The sequence below is a fragment of the Pseudomonas sp. genome (assembly GCF_036404235.1).
Classification (GTDB): Bacteria; Pseudomonadota; Gammaproteobacteria; order Pseudomonadales; family Pseudomonadaceae; genus Aquipseudomonas.
Genome location: NZ_DASWOT010000001.1, coordinates 1 through 23,671 on the forward strand (window position 1 = coordinate 1; position 23,671 = coordinate 23,671).

The 23,671-nt window shown below is 60.0% G+C and carries 20 protein-coding genes; 9 read left to right on the top strand and 11 right to left on the bottom strand.

The features are described 5' to 3' along the window. The 4 genes from VGC62_RS00005 to VGC62_RS00020 all read left to right on the top strand — a co-directional run. Positions 1–1,238: N,N-dimethylformamidase beta subunit family domain-containing protein (locus tag VGC62_RS00005; RefSeq protein WP_331185048.1), on the top strand; the 1,238-nt coding region annotated here is incomplete at its 5' end. Positions 1,239–1,305: 67 nt separating this feature from the next. After that, on the top strand, positions 1,306–2,424 hold the full coding sequence (locus tag VGC62_RS00010; protein ID WP_331185049.1) for a hypothetical protein: 1,119 nt from the start codon (positions 1,306–1,308) through the stop codon (positions 2,422–2,424). After that, positions 2,421–3,116, top strand: a complete 696-nt coding sequence (locus tag VGC62_RS00015; RefSeq protein WP_331185050.1) for a tetratricopeptide repeat protein — start codon at positions 2,421–2,423, stop codon at positions 3,114–3,116. Before VGC62_RS00010 ends, VGC62_RS00015 begins: the two co-directional genes overlap by 4 nt. 1 nt (position 3,117) lies before the next feature. Continuing rightward, the gene (locus tag VGC62_RS00020; protein ID WP_331185051.1) at positions 3,118–3,423 is read left to right on the top strand and encodes a hypothetical protein; all 306 of its coding nucleotides are present in this window, start codon (positions 3,118–3,120) and stop codon (positions 3,421–3,423) included. Between the two features lie 70 nt (positions 3,424–3,493). Here VGC62_RS00020 and VGC62_RS00025 read toward each other — a convergent pair whose 3' ends face one another. The 8 genes from VGC62_RS00025 to VGC62_RS00060 all read right to left on the bottom strand — a co-directional run bounded on the left by VGC62_RS00025 (position 3,494) and on the right by VGC62_RS00060 (position 12,005). Next, a complete protein-coding gene (locus VGC62_RS00025) occupies positions 3,494–4,267 on the bottom strand; it encodes an IclR family transcriptional regulator (RefSeq protein ID WP_331185092.1) in 774 nt (257 codons plus the stop codon). 66 nt (positions 4,268–4,333) lie between these two features. Continuing rightward, positions 4,334–4,924, bottom strand: a complete 591-nt coding sequence (locus tag VGC62_RS00030; protein WP_331185052.1) for a sarcosine oxidase — start codon at positions 4,922–4,924, stop codon at positions 4,334–4,336. 1 nt (position 4,925) lies between these two features. Continuing rightward, a complete protein-coding gene (locus VGC62_RS00035; protein ID WP_331185053.1) occupies positions 4,926–7,832 on the bottom strand; it encodes a 2Fe-2S iron-sulfur cluster-binding protein in 2,907 nt (968 codons plus the stop codon). Continuing rightward, positions 7,829–8,134, bottom strand: a complete 306-nt coding sequence (locus tag VGC62_RS00040; RefSeq protein WP_331185054.1) for a sarcosine oxidase subunit delta — start codon at positions 8,132–8,134, stop codon at positions 7,829–7,831. Before VGC62_RS00040 ends, VGC62_RS00035 begins: the two co-directional genes overlap by 4 nt. Before the next feature lie 13 nt (positions 8,135–8,147). After that, positions 8,148–9,389 (bottom strand): FAD-dependent oxidoreductase, encoded by a 1,242-nt coding sequence (locus VGC62_RS00045; protein ID WP_331185055.1) that lies wholly within the window; start codon positions 9,387–9,389, stop codon positions 8,148–8,150. Continuing rightward, positions 9,371–10,276, bottom strand: a complete 906-nt coding sequence (gene folD / locus VGC62_RS00050) for a bifunctional methylenetetrahydrofolate dehydrogenase/methenyltetrahydrofolate cyclohydrolase FolD (protein WP_331185056.1) — start codon at positions 10,274–10,276, stop codon at positions 9,371–9,373. Before folD ends, VGC62_RS00045 begins: the two co-directional genes overlap by 19 nt. Further along, complete coding sequence (purU, locus tag VGC62_RS00055; RefSeq protein ID WP_331185057.1) at positions 10,273–11,139, bottom strand: formyltetrahydrofolate deformylase; 867 nt, start codon at positions 11,137–11,139, stop codon at positions 10,273–10,275. Before purU ends, folD begins: the two co-directional genes overlap by 4 nt. A gap of 260 nt (positions 11,140–11,399) precedes the next feature. Next, positions 11,400–12,005 carry a helix-turn-helix domain-containing protein gene (locus VGC62_RS00060; RefSeq protein WP_331185058.1) on the bottom strand — a complete coding sequence of 202 codons (606 nt, stop codon included), beginning with the start codon at positions 12,003–12,005 and terminating at the stop codon, positions 11,400–11,402. 292 nt (positions 12,006–12,297) lie between these two features. Between VGC62_RS00060 and glnT the strand changes: the two genes are divergently transcribed. The 5 genes from glnT to VGC62_RS00085 all read left to right on the top strand — a co-directional run bounded on the left by glnT (position 12,298) and on the right by VGC62_RS00085 (position 18,467). Next, positions 12,298–13,632 carry a type III glutamate--ammonia ligase gene (gene glnT / locus VGC62_RS00065; protein ID WP_331185059.1) on the top strand — a complete coding sequence of 445 codons (1,335 nt, stop codon included), beginning with the start codon at positions 12,298–12,300 and terminating at the stop codon, positions 13,630–13,632. A 115-nt stretch (positions 13,633–13,747) separates the two neighbouring features. After that, positions 13,748–14,653, top strand: coding sequence for a glutamine amidotransferase family protein (locus tag VGC62_RS00070; protein ID WP_331185060.1), 906 nt, complete (start codon positions 13,748–13,750; stop codon positions 14,651–14,653). Positions 14,654–14,666: 13 nt separating this feature from the next. Then, positions 14,667–15,350 (top strand): protein glxC, encoded by a 684-nt coding sequence (locus VGC62_RS00075; protein ID WP_331185061.1) that lies wholly within the window; start codon positions 14,667–14,669, stop codon positions 15,348–15,350. 15 nt (positions 15,351–15,365) lie between these two features. Beyond that, positions 15,366–16,688 carry an FMN-binding glutamate synthase family protein gene (locus tag VGC62_RS00080; protein ID WP_331185062.1) on the top strand — a complete coding sequence of 441 codons (1,323 nt, stop codon included), beginning with the start codon at positions 15,366–15,368 and terminating at the stop codon, positions 16,686–16,688. Positions 16,689–17,141: 453 nt separating this feature from the next. Further along, positions 17,142–18,467, top strand: a complete 1,326-nt coding sequence (locus VGC62_RS00085) for an ammonium transporter (RefSeq protein ID WP_331185063.1) — start codon at positions 17,142–17,144, stop codon at positions 18,465–18,467. A 76-nt stretch (positions 18,468–18,543) separates the two neighbouring features. On the opposite strand, the gene VGC62_RS00090 is transcribed toward VGC62_RS00085, so the two are convergent. The 3 genes from VGC62_RS00090 to VGC62_RS00100 all read right to left on the bottom strand — a co-directional run bounded on the left by VGC62_RS00090 (position 18,544) and on the right by VGC62_RS00100 (position 23,666). After that, entirely contained in the window at positions 18,544–19,473 is a 930-nt protein-coding gene (locus VGC62_RS00090; protein WP_331185064.1) for a bifunctional methylenetetrahydrofolate dehydrogenase/methenyltetrahydrofolate cyclohydrolase FolD, read from the bottom strand. A gap of 94 nt (positions 19,474–19,567) precedes the next feature. Next, entirely contained in the window at positions 19,568–21,247 is a 1,680-nt protein-coding gene (locus VGC62_RS00095; protein WP_331185065.1) for an APC family permease, read from the bottom strand. Between the two features lie 76 nt (positions 21,248–21,323). Beyond that, positions 21,324–23,666 (bottom strand): DUF1989 domain-containing protein, encoded by a 2,343-nt coding sequence (locus VGC62_RS00100; protein ID WP_331185066.1) that lies wholly within the window; start codon positions 23,664–23,666, stop codon positions 21,324–21,326. Positions 23,667–23,671 lie beyond the last annotated feature (5 nt).

A 23,671-nucleotide genomic window follows, 5' to 3' on the forward strand; every position in this document is an offset into this window, starting at 1 on the left:
TAGGCAAGCAACAATCGAAGATCGCGGTCATGGTGCCGACCATCAGCTACATGGCCTATGCCAACGAGCATGTGGCCTCTAACGCCGGTGGCGCGGAGCTGTTTGTCTACCGCGTGCCGATCATGCAGCACCAAAACATGTTTCTGGCCGAGCACCGCGAATACGGCGGTTCGATCTACGACACCCATACCGACGGCAGCGGTATTTGTATGTCCTCCCGGCTACGGCCGATCCTCAGCATCCGGCCCAAATATGACCACTTTCTCGCGCAGGCGCCGTGGCAGTACCCCGCCGACCTGCATTTGGTCTACTGGCTGGAAACCATGGGCTACGAGTACGACGTGTTCACCGACGAAGACGTCAGCTATGAAGGCCTGGCCCGGCTGGAGCATTACAACGTAGTGATTACCGGATCGCACCCGGAACACAACACCGGCACCCAACTCGACGCGCTGCACAATTACACCCAGCGGGGTGGCCGCTTGATGTACATGGGCGCCGATGCCTGGTATTGGGTGCATTCCTATCACCCAGGCTACGAAGAGCTGGGGCGCGGCGTGCTGACCGAAATGCGTCGATGCGAATCGGGCATTCGCACCTGGCGCGCCGATCCGGGTGAGTACTACCACCAGGGCACTGGCGAGCTGGGCGGCATGTGGCGCTTCCGTGGTCGTTATCTGCACTCGGTGGCAGGGACCGGGATGTCTTCCGAGGGCTTCGATATTTCTGCCTGGTATTCACGCACCCCAGACAGCAACGACCCGCGCGTCAGTTGGGCGTTTGAAGGGATCGACTACGACGAGAAGCTGGGCAACTTCGGCCTGGTCGGGGGTGGGGCTGCGGGGCTGGAACTGGACATCGTCGACACCATGCTCGGCTCGCCACCGCACACCCTGACAGTGGCGACCTCGGCCGGGCGGCACACCGAAGCGTACCTGTTGGTGATGGAGGATTTCGGTTTCAACCAGCAGGGCACCGATGGCACCTCCCATCCGCGTGTACGCTCGGACATCGCTTTCCATGAGACGCCTAACGGTGGTGCCTGCTTTGCGTTCAGCTCGATTGCATTCTGTGGATCGTTACCCTGGAACAACGGCGACAACAATATTTCCCGGCTGGTGAAAAACGTCCTCGACCGCTTCTCGATGGATGGTCCGCTGCCCGAACCGCCATCCGATGCCATCCACTACCGTGGCCGCGCTGACTACGATGCCCCGGAAGATCGGCATCGCCGCTAAATAAGGTGAACCTGTCCGGGGCACCACGCTGCCCCGGATCGACTGTGCCATTGGGGAGGGATTAATCATGTCTCGTCGACCGGAATTGGGTTATTACGACGATGGGCTGGACCTGCGCTCACCCGCCAGTTATGAGGGTTGCGTGGGCGAGCCGGGGGAGGCGGCGTTCTTACCGCTGGCCGCTTATCGTTCGCTGGATTTCGCATACCTTGAGGATGAACGCATATGGACCCGTGAATGGGTATGCATTGGCACTGCGCAGGACCTGCCACAGGTGGGCGATCTATTGCCCTACACGTTGGGCCATCACGGCATACATGTTCGGCGTCAGGCCGACGGCAGTCTGCTGGGCGCGTTCAATCAGGCGCAGCACGGCGGCTGCCGGGTTGTGCCTGACCAGTGCCAGGGCGGCACCAAGACGCGCTGCTCGTTTACTTCATGCGGTTACAGCCGCGACCGGACACCGCTCCAGGCAGACGAGCTGGGGGAGGGTTCGGCAGCGATGCACCAGTATTTGGGCTTGCGGCCCGAGCGCTTACTGCCGGTGCAAGTTGCCACTTGCGGCGCGTTGGTCTGGGTGAATCTGGACCCTGATGCGCAGCCGCTCAATAACGCAGCGCAGCACCCGTTGCAGGCCTGGCTGGCCGACAGTGAACACTGGGCGCGTATCGGTGTGAGCTGGCGCGAATACGACTGCAACTGGAAACTGCTCGCGCCGCATTTACTTGGGCTGGACAGCCACGATTACCTTACCGCGCACGGTCCGGCATTGCTTGAGGGGCAATCGAGCGACGTTGACGTGGCGTGGTGTTTCCCCGGTTTGTTGTTGCTGCGCAAGGCCGATGTCATGTGCGTGGTGATGCTACAACCCGTGGCGCTTGGCAAAACGCTGTGCCGCGTCCAGTTGTTGAGTGCTCGCCCGCTGCTCGACGCTCAAGACCAGACGCAGTTGCAAGTCTGGATCGACTGGCTCGACGCACGCGGGCGCAACGCCGTCGCCCAGCATCAGGCGTTGCTTCGTCAGTCTCACCCAGAGACTCATCAGACGCCGTTTACCCGCTATCCGCGCCAGAACGACCGGGCCGGATTGTGGGCGCAGCACTGCCTGATCCAGCGCCTGACCCTGCATACCCAGGCGCACAGTGAACTCCAGCTATTCAGCAACGTGAGGAATTACCTGATATGAATATGCCCTCGACTTCCAATCCGGTATTGGAGCCTTGCATCGATGCCGCCGTTGCGCATTACAACGCTGCTGATTACCCGGCAGCCCTGGACATTTTTCACCACTTGGCAGAGCGCGGCGATCCGGTCGCTCCCATGTGGATCGGGGCCTGTCATGCCGCAGGTTCTGGAGTGCCTTACTCAGTCGCCGAGGCGTTTGCCTGGTATCTGAAGGCCGCCGAACGCGGCAATGCCCAGGCGCAGACTAACGTCGGGGCGATGCTCATCATGGGTAACGGCGCCGAGGTCGATGTCCCGCGCGGTCTGTATTGGCTGCAAAGGGCGGCCGACGCCCAGGACTGCGGTGCCCAGTTCAACTTCGCCAGCCTTTACTCGGTCGGTGAGGTCGTCGAGCAGGATCACTCGCGTGCGTTTGAGTGGTATTTAAGCGCTGCAAAACAGGGTCATTACCCTTCCCAGGCACGTTTGGGTTACTGCTATCAGTTGGGCCAAGGGGTAAACAAAGACCTGGTTCAGGCGTTTGTCTGGCTGTCGCTGGCCGCCAGGCATGGGGTTGGCACTGCTCTGATTCAGCTTGAGCAATTGATGGGGCAAATGTCTGGGGATCAAAAACAGCAGGGCGCCGAACTGATCGACAGATGGAACGCTGGCAGTCAGGCAGCCCCTGAGCGCTGGCAGTGCGTGGCGGTGTAACGTGACGGCCTACAGCGTGCAACAGATCAAGTTTGAGTTCCTCAGTTACCTCAAGGAATTCGGCAGCGCGAAAGGCTGGCAGATCGGCGTTTGCGACGATCCGCAAGCGGTGTTGTTCGACAGCCTGGCGGTGGATTGCAGTGCCGACATCTGGCTCTGGAAACCGGCCCTCAATGCCAGCGCGGCAGGCAAGGTCGTGGAGTACTTCCAGCAACGCTTCGGTATTGCCGAGGCTGCGTGCAACCGGGCATCTGAGGCGGCCAATTGCGTGTTTCTCTATCGCAAGGGTGATTGGCGCGAGGCATGACCACAGGGTTTGCTGCCAGGCGCGAGTTCATCGTTTGGCAGCCACACCTAAACGTTCAGGCAACACGTGGCTAACCCCGGTAACCGAGGTCACGGCTGATGTTGGCACTGCATTCCAGCAGTAATGCCTGAAATTGCTCTCGAGCACCGACCGGGTCCATTACGGCGTCGGGTCCTGAAAGATTGATGGCGGCGCTGACCTTGCCCGTGTGGTCTTTCACCGAAGTGGCGATTGCTGTCGAGTAATCCGAGCGATGAAGCACCCAACCCTGTTCCCGATCACCCTCAATCAATGCCTGCAATTGCGGTAAGGTCCGTGGTGCCGGGGTTGGGTAGTCGTCCAGACGAATGTGCTGATACAGCGCGCCCAGTTCGGCATCGCTCAATGCGGTCAGCAACATGCGGCCCATGGCGGTGCAGTGACAAGCGATTCGCGTGCCGATTGGGATATTCACCGACAGCCGTTGCGCCGCGAAAGCCCGGTACAGGTACAAACTGTCGGTCTGTTCGCGAATGCTCAGATGGCAGGACAGTGAGGTGCGGTCGCGCAGTTCGTTGAGGTGCGGCATCGCGACCTCAACGATGTCGCGACTGGCCAGATAGCTGAAACCGGTGCTAATGACCTGAGCCCCCAACTCGTACTGGGTGTTGTGTTTGTTCAGGTAACCCATGTCGGTCAGGGTGAACAGGATGCGGTACACCGCCGAGGTACTGACCCCCAGCCGCTCGGCGATGTCCTGGATGCTCAGGCTGCGCGTCTGGGCGTCGAACATCCCCAACACGCTGAGCCCGCGCGCGAGGGCGGGGACGCTGTAGTCGATGTCTTTGTCAGGGGCTTCGAGCATGCTCATGGAGACTCCATTTGATGGGGACCTGTCGAGCTTGTTTGCCCGCGATACGCCATTAGCCAGTCAATACAACGCTTCAATCCCCAACGCCTGACCATCGAACTCGGCCATGGCATCGAGTACCGCGCCCTTGAAGTACACAAGCGATGCCCGGTCACAGAGCAACTGGAGCGCTGGCTGGGCTTGCAGGCCCAGATTGATCACGATCACGTTGATCCGCGCTGCCGAGGTCTGGGCCACGGCGCCGGGCGGGAATGCCTGGGGCCGCAGGTCCACGCCGCAAAGCTTGGCCATCACCTCGGCCACGTATACGCCACTCAACTGCAACCAGGCGTGGCTGTCTTCACGAGGCAGCAGGTAGTTGGCGCTGTGGTCCAGCTCCCAGCGGGCCTCTTCATCGGCGATGCGTTCGCCACGGTCATTCAAGCTACCGAGAATCAGGTACTCGGTCTGCGACAGGCGGGCGACGTGGCTGCCGTCGGCCTGGGTTACCGCGCGGTTTGGCGCGTCCGGCAGGGTGAAGCCCCGTGCCTGCAAATAGTCGGCGCTTTGCTGGCCGCGAAAGCCGACCCGTGGCAGCTCGGTCAGATCGATCAACGCGCAGTGTTGAAGCGGGCTGAGCCCGATGTGGTTTTCCGTATTGAGGCTGGACATGTCAGAGCTCCTGGCGCTGGTTTTCGGGGTCGAAGAAAGGCAGTTTCACCACTGTTGCCTGGACGATCACGCCGTCCTCGACGCGGATCGGAATCTGCTGGCCCGGTGTGCTTTGGTCAAACGCGGCGTAGGCCAGGCCGATGATCTTGTCCAGCGATTGCGAGTATTCGCAGGAGGTTACGCTGCCGCTGATGTCCGCACCGTTGAGCACCAGATGGCCTTCCAGCGGTTGCGGGCTGGCCTTGGGCAGCGAGAACCCCACCAGTTTGCGTTTTTGTGGCTGGGCTTCGAGGATATCCACCGAGCGGCGCCCGACGAAGAACGGCTTGCTGCGGCTGACAGCCCAGCCCATGTCGATCTCGGCTGGATGGGTCATGCCGTCGGTGTCCTGACTGATGATCACATGGCCTTTTTCCAGACGCAGCAGGCGCTGGCTTTCGACGCCGAAGGGGCGAATGTCAAACGCTTTGCCAGCGTCTATCAGCGCGTCCCATAAGGCCAGCGCATGCCGCGCCGGAACGTGAATCTCATAGCCCAGTTCGCCGACAAAACCGACCCGCAGCAAACGTGCCTTGATCCCGGCCACGGTGCCTTGACGCACGGCCAGATACGGAAAGCCTTCAGCAGACAAATCCACATCCTGGCAGACCTTTTCCAGCACCTTGCGTGCGTCGGGCCCTGCGACGTTGACCGCTGAAATCGCCGCTGTGACGTTGGCGATATCGACATCCAGACGCCACTGGGCATTCCACTTGAGCATCTGCTGATAAATACGATCCACGCCGCTGGTGGTAGCGGTGACGTAGAAGTGGTTTTCGGCGAAACGCGCACAGACGCCGTCATCGATCACCACGCCGTGCTCGTTGGTCATCAGCGCATAACGCGAACGGCCCACGGGCTGTTTGAGAAAGGCGAAGGTGTACATGCGATTGAGCAGTTCGGCGGCATCCGGGCCGCGCACGTCCAGACCGCCAAGGGTCGAAACGTCGATGATGCCGACCTTGTTGCGCACATGCAGTGCTTCGGCCTGCATGCATGCCTCGCGCTCGCTGGCCTTGCCGTAATACGCCGGACGCTGCCAGATGCCCGCAGGCATCATCTTCGCCCCGGCCTCCAGATGGCGACGGTGCATCGGTGTCTGCCGGTACGGGTCGAAAGCACGGCCAGCGACATGCGCGAGTTTTTCCGCTTCGAACGGTGGTCGGGCAGTAGTCACACCGGTTTCGCTGATGCTGCGCTGGGTCGAAGCGGCCACCAACCGTGCGGTTGGCAATGCCGAATGGCGCCCTTGGGACGGGCCCATGCCGACGGTGGAATAGCGTTTGACCAGTTGCACATCGCGGTAGCCGATTTTGGTGGCGTTGATGATGTCGCGCACTTGCAGGTCTTCATCGAAGTCGACGAAATCCTTGCCCTTTGGATGTGGAAAGATCGGCCACGGAAAATTGACCTGATCCTCGGTGCGCAGTGGTAACGGCTTGGCACTGAGCTCCAGATTCAAGGCTGTGACGATTTCAGCGGTGGCGTGGATGGCATCGGCCAACACATTGTCCAGCGCGTGATAACCGTGTGCGGAGCCTGCGACGCTGAGGTTTTTTGGCAGGCCACTGAGGGTGAATTCGGCCAGTTGATCGTCATAGGCCAACTTGCCACCGGCCTGGCACATGAGCTGATAGACCGGCATATACCCGCCAGACATACACAGCAGGTCGCACGCCAGGGACAGGCCGCTGCTGGCGACCTGGCCAAGGCCGGTGATCTTGCGGACATCGGCGCCGCTGACGTGGCGCAGACCTTTTTCGTGCAGCGCCTCATACACCGTGCTGCCCAGGTGGCAGGTGATACCGCGCTTTTCCAGCGCCAGCAGCAGCGCACGGTCGGCCGGGTTGGTGCGCATGTCGACCAATGCCGCGACCTCGACACCTTGATCATGCAGATCCAGCGCGGCGAGGTAGCCGTCATCGTTGCCGGTCAGGACCACTGCGCGTTGGCCTGGCTTTACCGCGTAAAGCTTCATCAAACGTTGCGCGGCACTGGTCAACATCACACCGGGCAGGTCGTTGTTGCGAAACACCACGGGTTGGTCGAACGAGCCGCTGCAAATCAGGCACTGGGTGGCGCGCACCTTGTACATGCGCTTGCCCTGAATCACTGGCAGGTAGTTGTCGGTGAACCAGGCGTTGCAGGTGGCTTTTTTCAGCACCTGAATGTTGGCGTGGCCTTCGACGGCATTGACCAGCTCGCGACGCAGGGTATGCGCCCGTGTGCCTTCGATGTCGAACCGTGCGTAGGTCAGCGAGCCGCCGAGGATCGGCTGTTGTTCGATCAGCAGCACCTTGGCGCCAGCGTTGGCGGCGGTGAGTGCGGCTTGTAGCCCGGCCGGGCCTGCGCCGATTACCGCTAGGTCAGTGAACAAATAAGCCTTGTCGTAATACTCCGGCTGGAACGTCAGGTCGAGCACACCCAGCCCCGCTTTTTTGCGGATGATCGGTTCCCAGACTTTCCACATGCCCTTGGGCTTGTAGAACGAGCGGTAATAGAAACCCACCGGCATGAATTTCGAGAACTTGCCCAGATAGGCGTCTTTGTCGTTGTCCAGCGAGCCATTGAAGTTTTGGCCGCTGACCTGCACGCCGTTTTCCAGGGCATAAGTGTCGGCGAGCACGTTGGGTTCGCTGGGCAACTGCACCAGGGTGTTGGCGTCTTGGCCAGCCATCGTCAGCGGACCGCGCGGGCGGTGGTATTTGAACGAGCGTGAGAGCAAAAAACGACCGTTGGCGAGCAGGGCACTGGCAATGCTGTCGCCCTCGAACCCTTGATACGGCTTGTCGTCGAAACTGAAACTGAGCGGCCGATTGCGGTCGATCAGCAGGCCCATGGGTGCGGGCAGGCGGTTTGGCGTGCTCATCGAGCAGTCTCCCTGGCGATGACGGCGGTGAAGTCGATCCGGCTGTTGAACACTTCTTTGGGGTCGAAGGTGCGCAGGATTTCGTCGCTGGCGGTATGACGCTCGACCAGAAACCAATAGCTGGACGGGTTGTGCATCCACCATTCGCGAACCACCCCCAGGGTGTCTTCGCAGTTAAATACATAGTCGGCCCATTGGGCGTCGGTGCAGGTTTGCGGATCAGGCATCTGCTTGAACTCGCCGCCGTAGGTGAATTCGCTGATGTTGCGCGGCCCGTTGAGCGGGCACGTCATGACTTTCATAGATCGCTCTCCGTCAGTGGCTGGCCGCTGTCGCGCCCATTTCGTTGACTTGCTCGAAGGTGGAAAACCGTTCGAGGCCGAATGGTTTTATCAACGCCGGCACCTGGCCGCCGCTGGCCACCAGCTCGGCCATGGTCTTGCCACAGATCGGCGTGGCCTTGAATCCCCAGGTGCCCCAGCCTGCGTCGAGGTAATAATTTTTGACCGGCGACAGGCCCATGATCGGGCTGTAATCGGGGGTCATGTCGGTGATCCCGGCCCACTGGCGCATCAACTTGGCGTTGGCCAAAAACGGGAACATTTCGATGGCGTGGGCCAGCAGGCTTTCTTTCAGATCCAGCGTGGAGCGGGTGTTGAACAGCGGGTACGGGTCCGAGCCGCCACCGAACACCACTTCGCCACGGCTGGTCTGTTGCACGTAGCAGTGCAGGGCTGAGGAGCTCACCAGCGGGTCGAGGAAGGGCTTGAACGGTTGGGTGACCATGGCTTGCAGCGGGAAGGTCTGGATCGGCGAACGAATCCCGGCTTTCTTCATCAGTTGCGAACTCATGCCCGCCACCGCCTGTACCGCGCATCCGCATTTGATGGTGCCGCGATTGGTTTTGACGGCGGTGATCGCGCCGTTCTCGATGATCAGCTCCTGAACTTCGGTCAGTTGATGGATCTCGACGCCACGCTTGGCTGCCTGCTTGGCGTAACCCCAGGCCACGGCGTCGTGGCGTGCCGTGGCGCCGTCGATGTGCCACAGACCCGCGAGCACCGGCAGATGACCGGGGTCCAGATTGAGGCTGGGTACCAATTCGCGAATCTGCTGGCGGTCGATCATCTCGGTTCGTCCGCCGAAGTGCTTGTTGACCTCGGCTCGCTGGCGGAATGAACGCACGGTGGCGTCGGTGTGGGCCAGGGTCAGTTGGCCGCGCTCCGAATACATGATGTTGAAGTCGAATTCGTTGGACAGGTTCTGGAACATTTTCACCGACTCGGCGTAGAACTTGACGCCTTCGCTGGTGAGGTAATTGGAGCGAATCACGGCGGTGTTGCGTGCTGTATTACCGCCGCCCAGATAGGATTTTTCCAGTACTGCGATATTGGTAATACCGTGGTATTTGGACAGGTAATACGCGGTTGCCAAGCCATGGCCGCCACCGCCGATGATAACCACGTCATAGGAAGGCTTGAGTTCTTTGGGCGCGGGTAGATCGACCTCGACCGGATACTCCGAACTCAGGCCGTACTTCAATAGGTTGAAAGGCATACGGCCTCCGATTGGCTGCGTTGCGCGTGGGCCTGCTGAACGGCAGCGGTCACCGTGTTTTTCATCAGAAAGGCAATGGTCATCGGGCCGACGCCGCCGGGCACCGGGGTGATCGCCGAGACCTGGGGCAGGGCGCTGTCGAAGTCGACGTCACCGACCAGACGGCTGCGGCCGTTTTCTTCGATGCGATTGATGCCGACGTCGATCACCACGGCGCCGGGTTTGAGCCAACTGGCATCGATCATTCGTGGACGCCCCACCGCCGCAACGACGATGTCTGCCAATTGGCACAAGGCTTTGGCGTCGGTGCTGCGTGAATGCACCACGGTAACCGAGCAATGTGCCTGCAACAGCAGGGCAGCCATGGGTTTGCCGACGATGTTGGAGCGGCCGATCACCACCGCATGTTTGCCGCTCAAGTCACCGCAGGCGTCTTCAAGCAACTGCATGCAGCCGCTGGGCGTACAGGGTGTAAGGACGTCACGGCCCTGGCTCAGGCCGCCGACGTTTTCACTGTGAAATCCGTCCACGTCCTTGCGCGGGTCAATGGCCTGCAAGGCGCGGGCCTCTTCGAAATGCGCCGGCAGCGGCAATTGCAACAGAATGCCGTTGACGCTGGCATCGGCATTTAGCGTGGCGATCAGCGCGAGCAATTCGGCTTGAGAGCTGTTGGCGACCAAGCGGTATTCCAGCGACCGAATGCCTGATTCTTCAGCGCGCAGGATCTTGTTGCGCACGTAGACTTCGCTGGCCGGGTCCTGGCCCACCAAAATCACCGCCAGAGCCGGTTCGATACCTTTACGTTTCAGGCGCTGGACATCGGCTTTTACCTGTTTCAGCACGCGGTTGGCGGCGGCCTTGCCGTCGATCAGTTTGGCGGTGTTCATCGAAAGATCACCGTTCTGTCCTTGTTGAGAAAGACCCGGTGTTCCAGGTGATATTTGACCGCCTTGGACAGCGCTACGGTTTCGGTATCGCGGCCCGTGGCGACCAGATCGTCAGGCAGGTACACGTGATCGACTCGCTGTACTTCCTGTTCGATGATCGGCCCTTCGTCCAGGTCGCTGGTGACGTAATGGGCCGTGGCGCCGATCAGTTTCACCCCACGCTCATAGGCCTGGTGATACGGCTTGGCACCCTTGAAACCGGGCAGGAACGAGTGATGGATGTTGATCGCACGGCCTGACAGTTGCTTGCACAGGTCGTCGGAGAGAATTTGCATGTAGCGGGCAAGTACCACCAGGTCGGTGTCGGTTTCATCGACCACCTTCATCAGCGCGGTCTCTTGCTGGGCTTTGGTGTCTTTGGTCACAGGCAAGTAGATAAAGCGAATGCCTTCACGCTCGGCCATCGGGCGCAGGTCCAGGTGGTTGGAGACGATGGCGGTGATGGTCATGTCCATCTCGCCCTTGTGGTAGCGGTAGAGGAGGTCGGTCAGGCAGTGGTCGAACTTGCTGACCATCAACAGCACGCGCATGGGTTTGCGGGTGTCGTGCAACTCCCATTGCATGGCGAAGGTGCTGGCTACCGCTTCAAAGCCCGCTTTGAGTCGGTCGATGTCTCCTTGGTGGCCATCATTGAAACGAAACACGGCCCGCATGAAAAATTTGCCGCTGAATTCATCGTCGAACTGCGCCATTTCACCGATGTAGCAGTGGTTGTCTGCCAGATAGGACGTGACAGCCGCGACGATGCCAGACGTGGCGGGACAACTGATCTTGAGAATGAAATGGTTCTTTTCGTGTTGCATGACAGGTCCTCGGGAAGGTGGCGGCAGCTCGACTCAGGGCAAAAATTGACAGGTAAATGTATTTTTCAGGGATGAATAAAAATTCCTGATAAGAATTTAATATTCACGATTGCAGTTTTATAGGTGAAACGATTCGACGCGTCCAGAGATATCTGGAAACTTTTTTAACTGTGGGGAATTATTTGAGCGGGGAGATAAAGCAGACGTGTGTGGGACCCAAGGCGGTAGGCCCCACTGTCAGGCGTGCGCGACCGTAGCGGTTACTCGTTCTGCGCACCGTAGTTCATGATCGACAGCAAGCGGATCGGCACCTTGACCAGTTGTTCCGGGCCGTGGGGTATTTCGCCGTCGAAGGTCAGGCTATCGCCCGCTTCCATCGGGTACAACTGATTGCCGTGGCGGTAGATCAACTCCCCCTCCAGCAAATGCACGAATTCGGTACCAGGGTGCGAGAACGTCGGAAACTCCTCGCTGGCATCGTCCATGGTCACCATGTAGGCCTCGAAATTCTTCTTCGGTCCGCGTGTGTGGTTGAGCAGGTGGTAGGTATGGCCTTTCTCTGTGCCACGCCGCACGACCTCAAGCCCTTCATCGGCCTTCACCAGTAAGGCACTGCTGCCTTGCTGATCGTATTGGCTGAACAGCTTGGACATCGGCATGCCCAGCACGTCGCAAAGGCGACTGAGGTTGTCCAGGCTGGTGGACACCTGTGCATTCTCGATTTTGCTCAGCATGCCCTGACTGATCCCGGCGATCCGTGCGACATCGGCCAGTTTCAACTCCTGGGCCTGGCGCTGGCGTTTGATCTGGATACCCAGATATTGCTCCAGCTTCAACTTGGGGGTTACGTCGTTAGGCATATTCATCAGCTCTGCACGGTTTACGGTCGTTAATTTTAATTTCGCACCAGGAATGTGCGTTTTGGTTGCCTGCTGTGGGGCGGCACTCGGGATTATTCCCGTAGGGAAAACGAGTTTCCCATATATAGAGCGGTAATTCCCCTTTTACGAAGCTTTCGATCGTTGGCATACCAAACTGGCAAGCAGCTTGCATTCCTGAAGAGAAATTAAGTTTCCTGAATGGAATACTTACCTCGTAATGGCATTGATACTAGTGTCCGTGCCTACAACGTTTGCTTTTTGCCAGGAGTGAATACTCATGTTGCCACCCGAAACACAGCGGCTGATCGAGGCGCACGGAATCAAATACGTGCTGGCTCAATTCGTGGACATTCATGGCTCGGCCAAGACCAAATCGGTGCCCGTGTCCGGCCTGCACATGGTCGCTGAAGACGGCGCCGGATTTGCCGGTTTCGCCATTTGTGGCATGGGCATGGAGCCTCATGGCCCGGACTTCATGGCCAAGGGCGATCTGTCGTCCCTGACGCCGGTGCCATGGCAACCCGGTTATGCCAGGGTCGTGTGCATCGGTCATGTCGATGGCAAACCGTGGCCTTATGACAGTCGCTATGTGCTGCAACAACAGGTCGAGCGTCTGAGCCAGCGTGGCTGGACCCTCAACACCGGGCTGGAGCCCGAGTTCAGCCTGTTCAAACGCAGTGCCGAGGGCAGTTTGCAATTGGTCGACGCCAGCGACAACCTGGACAAGCCTTGCTACGACTACAAAGGCCTGTCGCGGTCCCGCGAGTTTCTTGAGCGCCTGACCGAAGCCTTGCAGCCAGTGGGCTTTGACATCTATCAGATCGACCACGAAGACGCCAACGGCCAGTTCGAAATCAATTACACCTACAGCGATGCGATGGAGTCTGCGGACCGCTTCACCTTCTTTCGCATGGCCGCCGGTGAGATCGCCAACGACATGGGCATGATCTGCTCGTTCATGCCCAAGCCAGACCCCAAGCGTGCTGGCAATGGCATGCACTTCCACTTGTCGATCAGCAGCGCCAGCAACAAGAACATGTTTCACGATGCCAGCGATCCAAGCGGCATGGGCCTGTCGAAAATGGCCTACCACTTCGCCGCCGGTTTGCTGGCTCATGGCCCCGCGCTGTGTGCCTTCGCGGCACCGACTGTCAACTCGTACAAGCGTCTGGTGGTGGGTAACTCGCTGTCCGGTGCGACCTGGGCCCCGGCGTTTATCGCCTTCGGCGCCAATAACCGCTCGGCGATGGTTCGCGTGCCGTATGGCCGTCTGGAGTTCCGCCTGCCGGATGCCGGTTGTAACCCGTATCTGGTCAGTGCCGCGATTATCGCTGCGGGCCTGGACGGTATTGACCGCCAATTGGAAATCGAAAGCGTGTGCAACGAAAACCTCTACAGCCTGAGCCTGGAAGAGATCGCCGCACGCGGGATCAAGACCCTGCCGCAGTCGCTCAAGGAAGCCTGCGACGCACTGGAGGCCGACCCGCTGTTCGCTGAAGTACTAGGCAAGGAGATTGTCGGCGAATTCATCAAGCTCAAGCGCATGGAGTGGGTGGAATACAGCCGCCACGTCAGCGACTGGGAAATCCGGCGTTACACGGAATTCTTCTGATTTGAGCCACAGGCTACCCGCGCCAGGCAACGGCGGTGGGTGGTCAACACAACACGTTTATCAATACGGCCAGCTTGCAACGTGAAGCTCGCCGCTGTGAACAAGTGAGGGTCCTATGTGTGGAATTGTAGGTTTGTACCTGAAAAATCCGAGCCTTGAGTCTCAGCTCGGCAAGCTGTTCGAACCGATGCTGCAAGCGATGACCGACCGTGGGCCGGACAGCGCCGGTTTTGCCATTTATGGCGATGAGGTGGCTGACGGCTGGGTCAAGCTGACCTTGCAGGCAACTGTCGAACATTACGATTTCAAAGCACTGATTGCCGCCGTGGAAGGTCGTCTCGGTGCTCCGCTGGACTGGTTCCAGAACGCCAGTGCCGTGGTGTTGAAGATCAAGGCTGAAGAAGCCGCCGTGCGTGCGGCCCTGGCCGAGCTGGCGCCCAACGTGCGCATCATGAGCGCCGGGCAAAGCATCGAGATCCTCAAGGGCATGGGGTTGCCACGGGAAATTTCCGAGCGCTTTGGCCTGGCGTCAATGAAGGGCAGCCACATCATCGGTCACACCCGCATGGCGACCGAAAGCGCGGTGACCATGGAAGGCAGCCACCCGTTCTCTACCGGAGCGGACCTGTGCCTGGTCCACAACGGCTCGCTGTCCAACCACTTCCGTTTGCGTCAGGAGCTCAAGCGCGAAGGTATCGCCTTCGAAACCGACAACGACACCGAAGTGGCGGCCGGTTACCTGACCTGGCGTTTGCAGCAAGGCGACACGCTCAAGCAAGCGCTGGATCACTCGCTGGAAGACCTGGACGGTTTCTTCACCTTTGCCATCGGTACGCGTAACGGCTTCGCGGTGATTCGCGATCCGATCGCCTGCAAGCCTGCGATCCTTGCCGAAACTGACGATTACGTCGCCATGGCCTCGGAGTATCAGGCGCTGTCGAGCCTGCCGGGCATCGAGAACGCGAAGGTCTGGGAGCCGGCACCGGCAACCATGTACATCTGGGAACGCGAGTCGGCTTAAGGACCACACCACCATGAAAACCATTGATCTGTCTGTTTCTACCGTCCGCGACCTCAACCAGGCGCTGCACGACCAAGTCAACAATGTCGAAGACCGCGAGTGGGTCGTGACGCACTCCAACGGCAAGCACAACCTGGCCGTTGGTGTGAATGAAGCCGTCTCCATCGATATTCAGGGCCACGCCGGGTACTACTGCGCCGGCATGAACCAAAAAGCCTCGATTACCGTACACGGCAACGTGGGCGTGGGCTGCGCCGAGAACATGATGTCCGGCTCGGTGCGGGTCAAGGGCAGCGCGTCCCAGGCGGCGGGCGCCACTGCTCACGGCGGTCTGTTGGTGATCGAAGGCGATGCCGGTGCCCGCTGCGGGATTTCCATGAAAGGCATCGACATTGTGGTTGGTGGCAGCATTGGCCACATGAGTTGCTTCATGGGGCAGGCCGGACGCCTCGTTGTTTGCGGTGATGCGGGCGACGCGCTGGGCGATTCACTGTACGAAACCCACATTTATGTCCGGGGCAGCGTGCAGTCGCTGGGTTCTGACTGCATCGAAAAAGAGATGCGGGTCGAGCACCTCGAAGAGTTGCAGGAGCTCCTCAATCGTGCGGGTTTCAAACACAGCCCGGCCGAATTCAAGCGCTACGGTTCTGCCCGTGAGCTGTACAACTTCAAAGTCGATAACGCCTCCGCGTACTGATTCAGGAGCCACAAAATGAGTGAGAAAACCCCTCCGGTGCTGCGCGAGTCGGCCACCTTCGACCGCTTGGCCATCCAGGAAATTCAGCGTGCCGCCGAAACCGGCATCTACGACATTCGTGGCGGTGGCACCAAGCGCAAGCTGCCGCATTTCGATGACCTACTGCTGCTCGGCGCCAGTGTTTCCCGCTACCCGCTGGAAGGCTATCGCGAGAAGTGCGGCACCGACGTGATTCTCGGCAACCGCTTCGCCAAGAAGCCGCTGCACCTGAAGATTCCGGTGACCATCGCTGGCATGAGCTTCGGTGCGTTGTCGGCCAATGCCAAGGAAGCCCTCGGCCGTGGCGCCACCATCGCCGGCACCAGCACCACCACTGGCGACGGCGGCATGACCCCGGAAGAACGCGGCCAGTCGCAGCATCTGGTCTATCAATATCTGCCGTCACGCTATGGCATGAACCCTGACGACTTGCGCAAGGCCGACGCCATTGAGGTGGTTCTGGGGCAGGGCGCCAAACCCGGCGGTGGCGGCATGCTGCTAGGGATGAAAGTCACCGAGCGGGTGGCCGCCATGCGCACCTTGCCGGTGGGTGTCGACCAGCGCTCTGCGTGCCGCCACCCCGACTGGACCGGCCCGGACGATTTGGCGATCAAGATCGCCGAGATCCGTGAAATCACCGATTGGGAAAAACCGATCTACGTGAAGATCGGCGCCAGCCGTCCGTACTACGACGTCAAACTGGCGGTCAAGGCCGGTGCCGACGTGATCGTGCTCGACGGCATGCAGGGCGGTACCGCAGCGACTCAGGAAGTGTTCATCGAGCATGTCGGCATTCCGATTCTGTCCGCCATCCCCCAAGCCGTTCAGGCCCTGCAAGAGATGGGCATGCACCGCAAGGTTCAGTTGATCGTGTCTGGCGGCATTCGTAACGGAGCCGACGTGGCCAAAGCCATGGCATTGGGCGCGGACGCGGTGGCCATCGGAACGGCGGCGTTGATCGCACTGGGCGACAACCATCCACGTCTGGACGAGGAACTGAAGAAGATCGGTTCGGCTGCCGGTTTCTACGATGACTGGCAGAACGGTCGCGACCCTGCGGGCATCACCACTCAGGACCCGGAACTGTCCAAGCGTTTGGACCCGGTGGAAGGTGGTCGCCGTTTGGCCAACTATTTGCGTGTATTAGTGCTGGAAGCGCAAACCATGGCCCGTGCATGCGGCAAATCGCACCTGCACAACCTCGATCCCGAGGATCTGGTGGCGTTGACGGTTGAGTCTGCCGCGATGGCGCGAGTGCCGTTGGCCGGTACGTCGTGGATTCCGGGGCAACGGTACTAAACGCCGATTGCCTACGCGGCCTGCCTGTCACACCGCGTGCGCAGGTTTACGACGGGTTCCCCGCCGGTCGCGGAACAAGCCCGACTCCTACATGAAGGTGCAGGGTCAAAACGCAAGGAGCCAACTTGTTGGCGAGGCGGCCAACACTGTGTGCCTGAAACACCGCTTCGCGAACAAGTTCGCTCCTACAGAGTGAACTGCATTCTGTAGTAAACCCGGTGCGTGCGGTCTGTTTGTCACACCGCATGCGCAGGTTTTACGACGGGTTCCCCGCCGGTCGTGGGACAAGCCCAGCGCCTGCATGGGGTCAGTTCAGAAAGCTTTTGGGGAGAATGCGCTTCCAAGGGAACTGGAGTTCTGTTTCATCCATTCAAAGAGGCTGACAAGGCCCATTGCCGCACTTCATTTCGCTTTCTGCCAGACACTTTCCATTCAATTGCAGGAGCTTCGACAATGGTTAATCGTCTACCCGGCAAAGCCTTTTTGGCTTTATTGGCCCTCGGTGCCTTCATACCCCTGGCACACGCGGCAGATGCCCCCACCCTCAATACCGGCAGCACGGCCTGGATGATCACTGCGGCTGTGTTGGTACTGTTTATGTGCCTTCCTGGTCTGGCGCTGTTTTATGGCGGTCTGGTCAGGGCCAAGAACATGCTCTCGCTGTTTACCCAATGCTTTGGCATCGCCGGTCTGGTTGGCGTGTTATGGGTGATTTACGGCTATAGCATGGTGGTCGACACCACCAACATGGTTGAAGGACAAGTGAGTTTCAACAGCTTTGTCGGTGGCCTGAGCCGCGCGTTTCTGGTGGGCATGACCCCTGACAGTCTGGTGGGCGATATCCCGGAAGGGGTGTTTGTGACCTTCCAGATGACGTTCGCGATCATCACTCCGGCGCTGATCGCCGGTGCGTTCGCCGAACGCATGAAGTTTTCCGCCGCGCTGTTGTTCATGGCCGTTTGGTTCACCCTGGTCTATGCGCCGGTGGCCCATATGGTCTGGGGCGGAGCCGGTGCCTTGATGCATAACTGGGGTGTGTTGGATTTTGCCGGCGGCACCGCCGTACACATCAATGCGGGCGTCGCGGCGCTTGCGGCGTGCCTGATCCTGGGTAAACGCAAGGGCTACCAGAACGCCCCGATGCCAGCGCATAACCTGAGCCTGACCATGGTCGGCGCGGCAATGCTCTGGGTGGGTTGGTTTGGTTTCAACATCGGTTCGGGTGGCGGTCTGAATGGTCTGTCGGGGATGGTCATGCTGAACACTCAGCTCGGGGCTTGCGCCGGTATTTTGGGCTGGATGTTCACCGAGTGGTTCAAGGTCGGCAAACCGAGTGCGCTGGGCCTTGCCAGTGGTGCCTTGGCCGGGTTGGTGGGTATCACGCCTGCATGCGCCTACGTGGGTGTCGGTGGTGCGTTGGTTATCGGCCTGCTGTGTGGGGTGTTCTGCTACTTGAGCGTCACGGTGCTGAAAAAACGCTTCGGCTACGACGACAGCCTGGACGTCTTTGGCCTGCACGGCATCGGCGGGATGATCGGTGCAGTGCTGACTGGCGTGTTCTGCGTGCCTTCGCTGGGTGGTTTGGTGGACGGTGTGAGCATGGGCGCTCAGGTTGTCGCACAGATCAAAGGCGTGGTGTTCACCAGCGTTTATTGTTTCGTGGCCAGTTGGATCATTCTCAAGGTGATCAATGCCTTGATCGGATTGCGTGCCCACGAATCGGTGGAAGAAATGGGGCTGGATCTGGCCGAGCACAACGAGAGTGCTTACAACCATTGATTGCGGGTTTTTTTTAAGCGTATCCAGCACAGTGCCCACTCTTGAGTGGGCACTGTGGTTTCAGCCATTCACATGGTCATTCACTCAGGGCAAGTTGCTCGGTGGTTTCATGACTGTGTTGGGGTGTTGGCCGCGCCTGTTGCGCGCGCGTCGCGATTACAGTGTTCATCAACAGATAAGCGATGGTCATCGGGCCCACGCCGCCCGGCACCGGGGTGATGGCGCTGGCGACGGTGCGCGCGCTTGCGTAATCGACATCACCCACCAGACGTGTGCCTGACTCTGTTTCAATCCGGTTGATACCGACATCGATCACCACCGCGCCGGGTTTGAGCCAACTGGCGTCGATCATGTGTGGGCGGCCCACGGCGACCACGACAATGTCAGCCAACCGGCACAAGGCCTTGGCATCGACGCTGCGCGAATGCACCACGCTGACCGAGCAATGCGCCTGCAACAGCAACGCGGCCATGGGTTTGCCGACGATGTTCGAGCGCCCGATGACCACCGCATGCAAGCCGCTCAGGTTCGCACACGTCTCATGCAGCAGGCGCATGCAGCCACTGGGCGTGCAAGGTTTCAATACATCGGCGCCTTGTACCAGCGCACCGACGTTTTGCCGATGGAAGCCGTCGACGTCCTTGAGCGGGTCAATGGCATCGATGACGGCGCCTTCGTCGATATGCGCAGGCAACGGCAATTGCACCAGGATTGCGTTGACCAACGGGTCTGCATTGAGCTCTGCGATCAGTTTCAACACGTCGGTCTGTTGGGTGGTGGCTGGCAAGCGGTATTCGAGCGAGCGGATACCCGCTTCTTTGGCGCGCAATAGCTTGTTGCGTACGTAGACTTGGCTCGCCGGATCGTCACCGACCAGCACAACCGCCAGGGCCGGGACAATATGCTCCAACGACAGGGCCGCGACGTGTTCTCGGACTTCTTCAAGCACCTGGGCGGCGATGGCCTTGCCATCAATGTCGCGGGCGAGTTGAGTGGAACTGCTCATCAAAGAGTCACCGTTGTGTAGGGGGGTTAAAAGTCGAGACGATCATCGAGGCGCGGGGCCCCGATGATCGATCTGAGAGCAATGAGGTGGTCGTTCAGGACACCAGGCTGTGACAGAAATACACCACCAGCACACCGGCTGCGAGTGTCAGGTACGGCAGTATACCCGCACGCTTGAGACCGGAATCGGCTTGCAGATACAGGTCGGTCAGCATGGCTTCAGGGAAGCGTCCCTTGTCTTGCAGGTAATGGCGGAAAACAAATACCGGGATGATCAACAGCGCCAGCAGCAGGCCAGTGAGCAACGTGCCGGCGCCCCAGATATTGGCACCCAGACCCATGCAGGCCAGATTGACGAAACTCAGGACTGCACCGGCAGCCAGCAGCAGCGTGGGCGCCTTGTAGGGGCGCGTCCAGTCAGGACGATCCATCCGGTGAATCCAGCCAGCGTTGAGGTTGAGGAAGTTGAAGATGATGTAGCTGACGTTGGATGCCGCAAGGACGAACACGTAATCGGACATCAGCAACAGCAGCAGATTGAACGTCAGGTCGGTCCACATTGCAGCGGTCGGCGCACCGTGTTCATTGGTGTGGCCCAGGTATTTGGGCAGCCAGCCATCCACAGACGCTTGATACAAGGTGCGCGAGGAACCGGACATTGACGTCATGATCGCCAGCAGGGTGGCGAGAATCAGCATGATCAAGACAATGTTGGCGACCACTTTACCGCCACCGATGCTGTCGGCCATGACCTGGCCAACGCCCATGCCGCTGTAGATCGCGGGGGACAACAGGCCGCTGTAGACCGCTGGCGTGATCACTGTGCCGCTGGCATCCAGGACGGCGGGCGTCACCAGTTGACCGAGGCCCAGGCTGCCCTGAAACGCCAATGGCACCAGGGTGAACACCAGAATGCACAGCAAGCCTGCGTAGAAGATGGCCTTGAACGTGTCGCGCTTGGGGTCTTTGAATTCCCGGGTGTAGCACACCGCAGTTTCGAAGCCATAAGTCGACCAGGCCGCCATGAACAGGCCCCCAGCCATCAGCGTCCAGCCGGAGAGGTCCCATGGGCCGTCGATCACCTGACCTTCGGCACCGTGGGCCAGCGGGAATAGCGGCAGAAAGTTGGCCTGAGGCGTGTCCCCGGTCAGCAAGGGCACGACGCCCACCAACACCAGCGGGATCAGGGAGGTGACGCCGAGCACCAGTGTCAGCCGTGCCGAGCGCAGGATACCGCCGTGCTGCACGGCGAAGACGCCCAGCAGAATCAACAGGCCGATACCGAAGGTAGCGTTGATGCGCAGCGACAGCCCGCTCTTGATCCAGCCAAGGTCCAGCAGGGTCAACTGCCAGGTGTTGATCAGCGCGTCTGCCGGAAACAGCGCAGTGAGGATGTACCCGGCTGCCAGCCCGGAACCAATCGATAACACCGGTGACCAGGCCAGCCAGTTGCACCACACCGAAACCGGTGCGATCAACTTGCTGTAGCGCACCCAGGCGACTGCGCCATAGACCGAAGCGCCGCCGGATTTGTGTGGAAACAGACCGGCGATTTCCGCATACGTGAATGCCTGGATAAAGCCGAACAGGATCGACACGATCCACACGATCCAGGCCGGTTTGCCCACGGTGGCGGCAATCGCGCCAATGGAAAACAGCACCAGCGCGGGCACTCCGCTGGCAACCCAGAATGCCCCTCGCCAATCGATCTTGCGGTGCAGGCTGCCGACCGAGGTGGCGGCCTGCGGTACGGTCTCAAGCGTCGTCGCTTCCATCGTTGTAATCCCCATGTTTGAGTTGAGTGGTCGTTGGGCAGTCAAAGTCAGTTGGCGCACGTGCTGTGTGTGTTGATCAACTGCGTACCCGGAGCTTGTCCGGGTCATGGAAAATCGGTGCGGTGACCTTGGCGCTGATGCGCTTCTGCAGGCCATCGACCTTGCCAACTTCAAGCTCTGTGCCGATCTCGGAACAGGCCACGTCCACTCGGCACAGCGCGATGTTGCTGCCCAGCAAAGGCGAGCGACAGGCGCTGGTGATGACACCAACCTGCGCACGACCGCTGTACACGCCGTCGCCGTGGTGGGCGCCTTCATTACCGCTCAATTGCAGGCCCACCAGCTTGTGGCTGGGATGAGCGCTGCGTCGCAGCAGTGCTTCTCGTCCAATGAAGTCGTCGGTTTTGCTCTTGAGCGCCACGCTGAAACCGATACCGGCTTCGAACGGATCGGTTTGATCGTCGAACTCATAGCCGGCGAAGATCAGCCCGGCTTCGATGCGCAGCATGTCCAGCGCTTCCAGGCCCAGTGGGACGATGCCCAACGGTTGGCCCAACTGCCAGATGCGGTCCCAGACCCGTTCGGCATCCTGCGGCTGGCACCACACTTCGTAGCCCAGTTCGCCGGTGTAACCGGTGCGGGAAATCATCAACGGACAGCCGTCGTAGCCGTCCAGCCGCCCGACCAAAAAACGAAACCAGCCCAGTGTTTCCAGGGTGGGTTGGGTGGGCGGTGTCCAGACCATTTGCTTGAGCAGTTCACGGCTCAACGGGCCTTGCACCGATAGGTTGTGGATCTGATCGCTGGCAGACTTCACCCAGACTTTCATGCCCAACTTCTGTGCCTGTTCACGCAACCAGACCCCGGCGTAGTCCTCACCGCAGATCCAGCGGAAGTTGTCCTGGCCCAGGCGCAAAAGAGTGCCGTCATCGAGCATGCCACCGTGCTCGTGACACATCGCTGAGTACACCACTTGACCGATTGCCAGGCGCCGCACGTCGCGAGTCATGCAGTACTGCAGCAGTGCTTCGGCGTCCGGGCCGATGATTTCGAATTTGCGCAGCGCCGTCAGGTCCATGACCGCCACGCGTTCGCGGCAGCCCAGGTATTCATCGATTGCCCCGAAGCCGTCATAGCGCAAGGGCAGCCACCAATTGCGGTAATCGGTGAAGCTGCCGGTCAAGGCGCGGGTACGTGAATGAAAACCCGATTCGCGGGTTAGGACAGGGTCGGCATCTGCCGTGGTTCGAGTACTCATGGCGATGGAAAAACGCTCCGTCTCGCGATAGATGCGGATATGGATGTCGGTCGGGTCCCAGCCATTGGCCGGGTCGATATCGTCGGGGCACGAAGAGGTGCTGCACACCAGATCCGTCATTGCTCGCAGCAGTACGTAATCGCCGGGCCGCGACCAAGGCTCATCCAGCGTCATCTGCTGGTGGGCATCGACCCCGGTATTGAAGAAAAAATTGATCGCCGGCCAGCCCGCACGGGCCTGTACGCCATACGCCGACAAGCTTCGGCTCAGGTTATCGCTGCAGTTGTCGTGCCCGAAGTAGCCATGGCTTTCGTAATAGCGTGCCGCGCAGGCCAAGGCGAAGGAGTCATGTCGGCCTACGGTGTCACGTACCACCTCCAGCATCGGCTGCATCTGCCGGTCGAAAAACTTCGAAAACAGGCCCGGTGTCGGGTAGGCACTGCCGTTCAGTGTGCGGGTGACGGTCTGGTCAAGGTCCAGCTCCTGGCCGCGGTCCAGCGCACGCCGATTAAAGGCTACGAAGTCCGAGCATTGACGACCGGCGACATCCAGCACTTGCACGTACTGCCCTTTACCCACGGTGTAGCTGTGGGCAGTGCCGGGGTGAATGGTGAACTCGTCCAGCAGGTCACCCAACGGTTCGGGCAGTTCGGGTAGCAGAATCGGTGACGGATGGGCGCGCTCGACCAGCAGCCGTAATTCACTGGGACGATGTTGCAGATCGACCGCGGTGGGGCGGTCTGGCGCCGCGACGATCACCAACAGGGCATCACTGGCGACAAAGCTGCGGTTGTAGCCGGCAGGCGAGTCATCGCCCCACAGCATGGCTGCATGAGGCAGGCGATGCGCGTCCAGGCCGCGTTTGCTCAGGGCCTGACTAACCCGTCGTGCCTGCAAGGTGGGTTGTTTCAGGCGCTCGGCAATGAAGCTACCGACGACCCCGACAGCCAGTGCCCACTGCGCCAATACACTGCGACCGGCAGTATCAACGGCCAGCAACTCACAGGGTTGCAGGCCTTCGATGTCGATCACTTGCAGGGTATCGCCAGCGTCCAGAGCGATCAGAGTGAAACCCCCAGCCGCGACCCGATAGCGCTCGAAGGCACAAGAGCGGGCAAACAGTCCGGGCTCCCTTGGGTGGGAAATGCGCGGTGCATTCATGATGA

Excerpts from the sequence above, each read along its gene's own strand:
- VGC62_RS00100 (WP_331185066.1), bottom strand. The coding sequence starts at position 23,666 with ATGAATGCACCGCGCATTTCCCACCCAAGGGAGCCCGGACTGTTTGCC.
- VGC62_RS00040 (WP_331185054.1), bottom strand. The coding sequence starts at position 8,134 with ATGAAAGTCATGACGTGCCCGCTCAACGGGCCGCGCAACATCAGCGAA.
- VGC62_RS00045 (WP_331185055.1), bottom strand. The coding sequence starts at position 9,389 with ATGCCTTTCAACCTATTGAAGTACGGCCTGAGTTCGGAGTATCCGGTC.
- VGC62_RS00035 (WP_331185053.1), bottom strand. The coding sequence starts at position 7,832 with ATGAGCACGCCAAACCGCCTGCCCGCACCCATGGGCCTGCTGATCGAC.
- VGC62_RS00070 (WP_331185060.1), top strand. The coding sequence starts at position 13,748 with ATGTGTGGAATTGTAGGTTTGTACCTGAAAAATCCGAGCCTTGAGTCT.
- VGC62_RS00060 (WP_331185058.1), bottom strand. The coding sequence starts at position 12,005 with ATGAATATGCCTAACGACGTAACCCCCAAGTTGAAGCTGGAGCAATAT.
- VGC62_RS00085 (WP_331185063.1), top strand. The coding sequence starts at position 17,142 with ATGGTTAATCGTCTACCCGGCAAAGCCTTTTTGGCTTTATTGGCCCTC.
- VGC62_RS00090 (WP_331185064.1), bottom strand. The coding sequence starts at position 19,473 with ATGAGCAGTTCCACTCAACTCGCCCGCGACATTGATGGCAAGGCCATC.
- purU (WP_331185057.1), bottom strand. The coding sequence starts at position 11,139 with ATGCAACACGAAAAGAACCATTTCATTCTCAAGATCAGTTGTCCCGCC.
- VGC62_RS00010 (WP_331185049.1), top strand. The coding sequence starts at position 1,306 with ATGTCTCGTCGACCGGAATTGGGTTATTACGACGATGGGCTGGACCTG.
- VGC62_RS00015 (WP_331185050.1), top strand. The coding sequence starts at position 2,421 with ATGAATATGCCCTCGACTTCCAATCCGGTATTGGAGCCTTGCATCGAT.
- VGC62_RS00095 (WP_331185065.1), bottom strand. The coding sequence starts at position 21,247 with ATGGAAGCGACGACGCTTGAGACCGTACCGCAGGCCGCCACCTCGGTC.
- VGC62_RS00030 (WP_331185052.1), bottom strand. The coding sequence starts at position 4,924 with ATGTCCAGCCTCAATACGGAAAACCACATCGGGCTCAGCCCGCTTCAA.
- glnT (WP_331185059.1), top strand. The coding sequence starts at position 12,298 with ATGTTGCCACCCGAAACACAGCGGCTGATCGAGGCGCACGGAATCAAA.
- VGC62_RS00080 (WP_331185062.1), top strand. The coding sequence starts at position 15,366 with ATGAGTGAGAAAACCCCTCCGGTGCTGCGCGAGTCGGCCACCTTCGAC.
- folD (WP_331185056.1), bottom strand. The coding sequence starts at position 10,276 with ATGAACACCGCCAAACTGATCGACGGCAAGGCCGCCGCCAACCGCGTG.
- VGC62_RS00025 (WP_331185092.1), bottom strand. The coding sequence starts at position 4,267 with ATGCTCGAAGCCCCTGACAAAGACATCGACTACAGCGTCCCCGCCCTC.
- VGC62_RS00075 (WP_331185061.1), top strand. The coding sequence starts at position 14,667 with ATGAAAACCATTGATCTGTCTGTTTCTACCGTCCGCGACCTCAACCAG.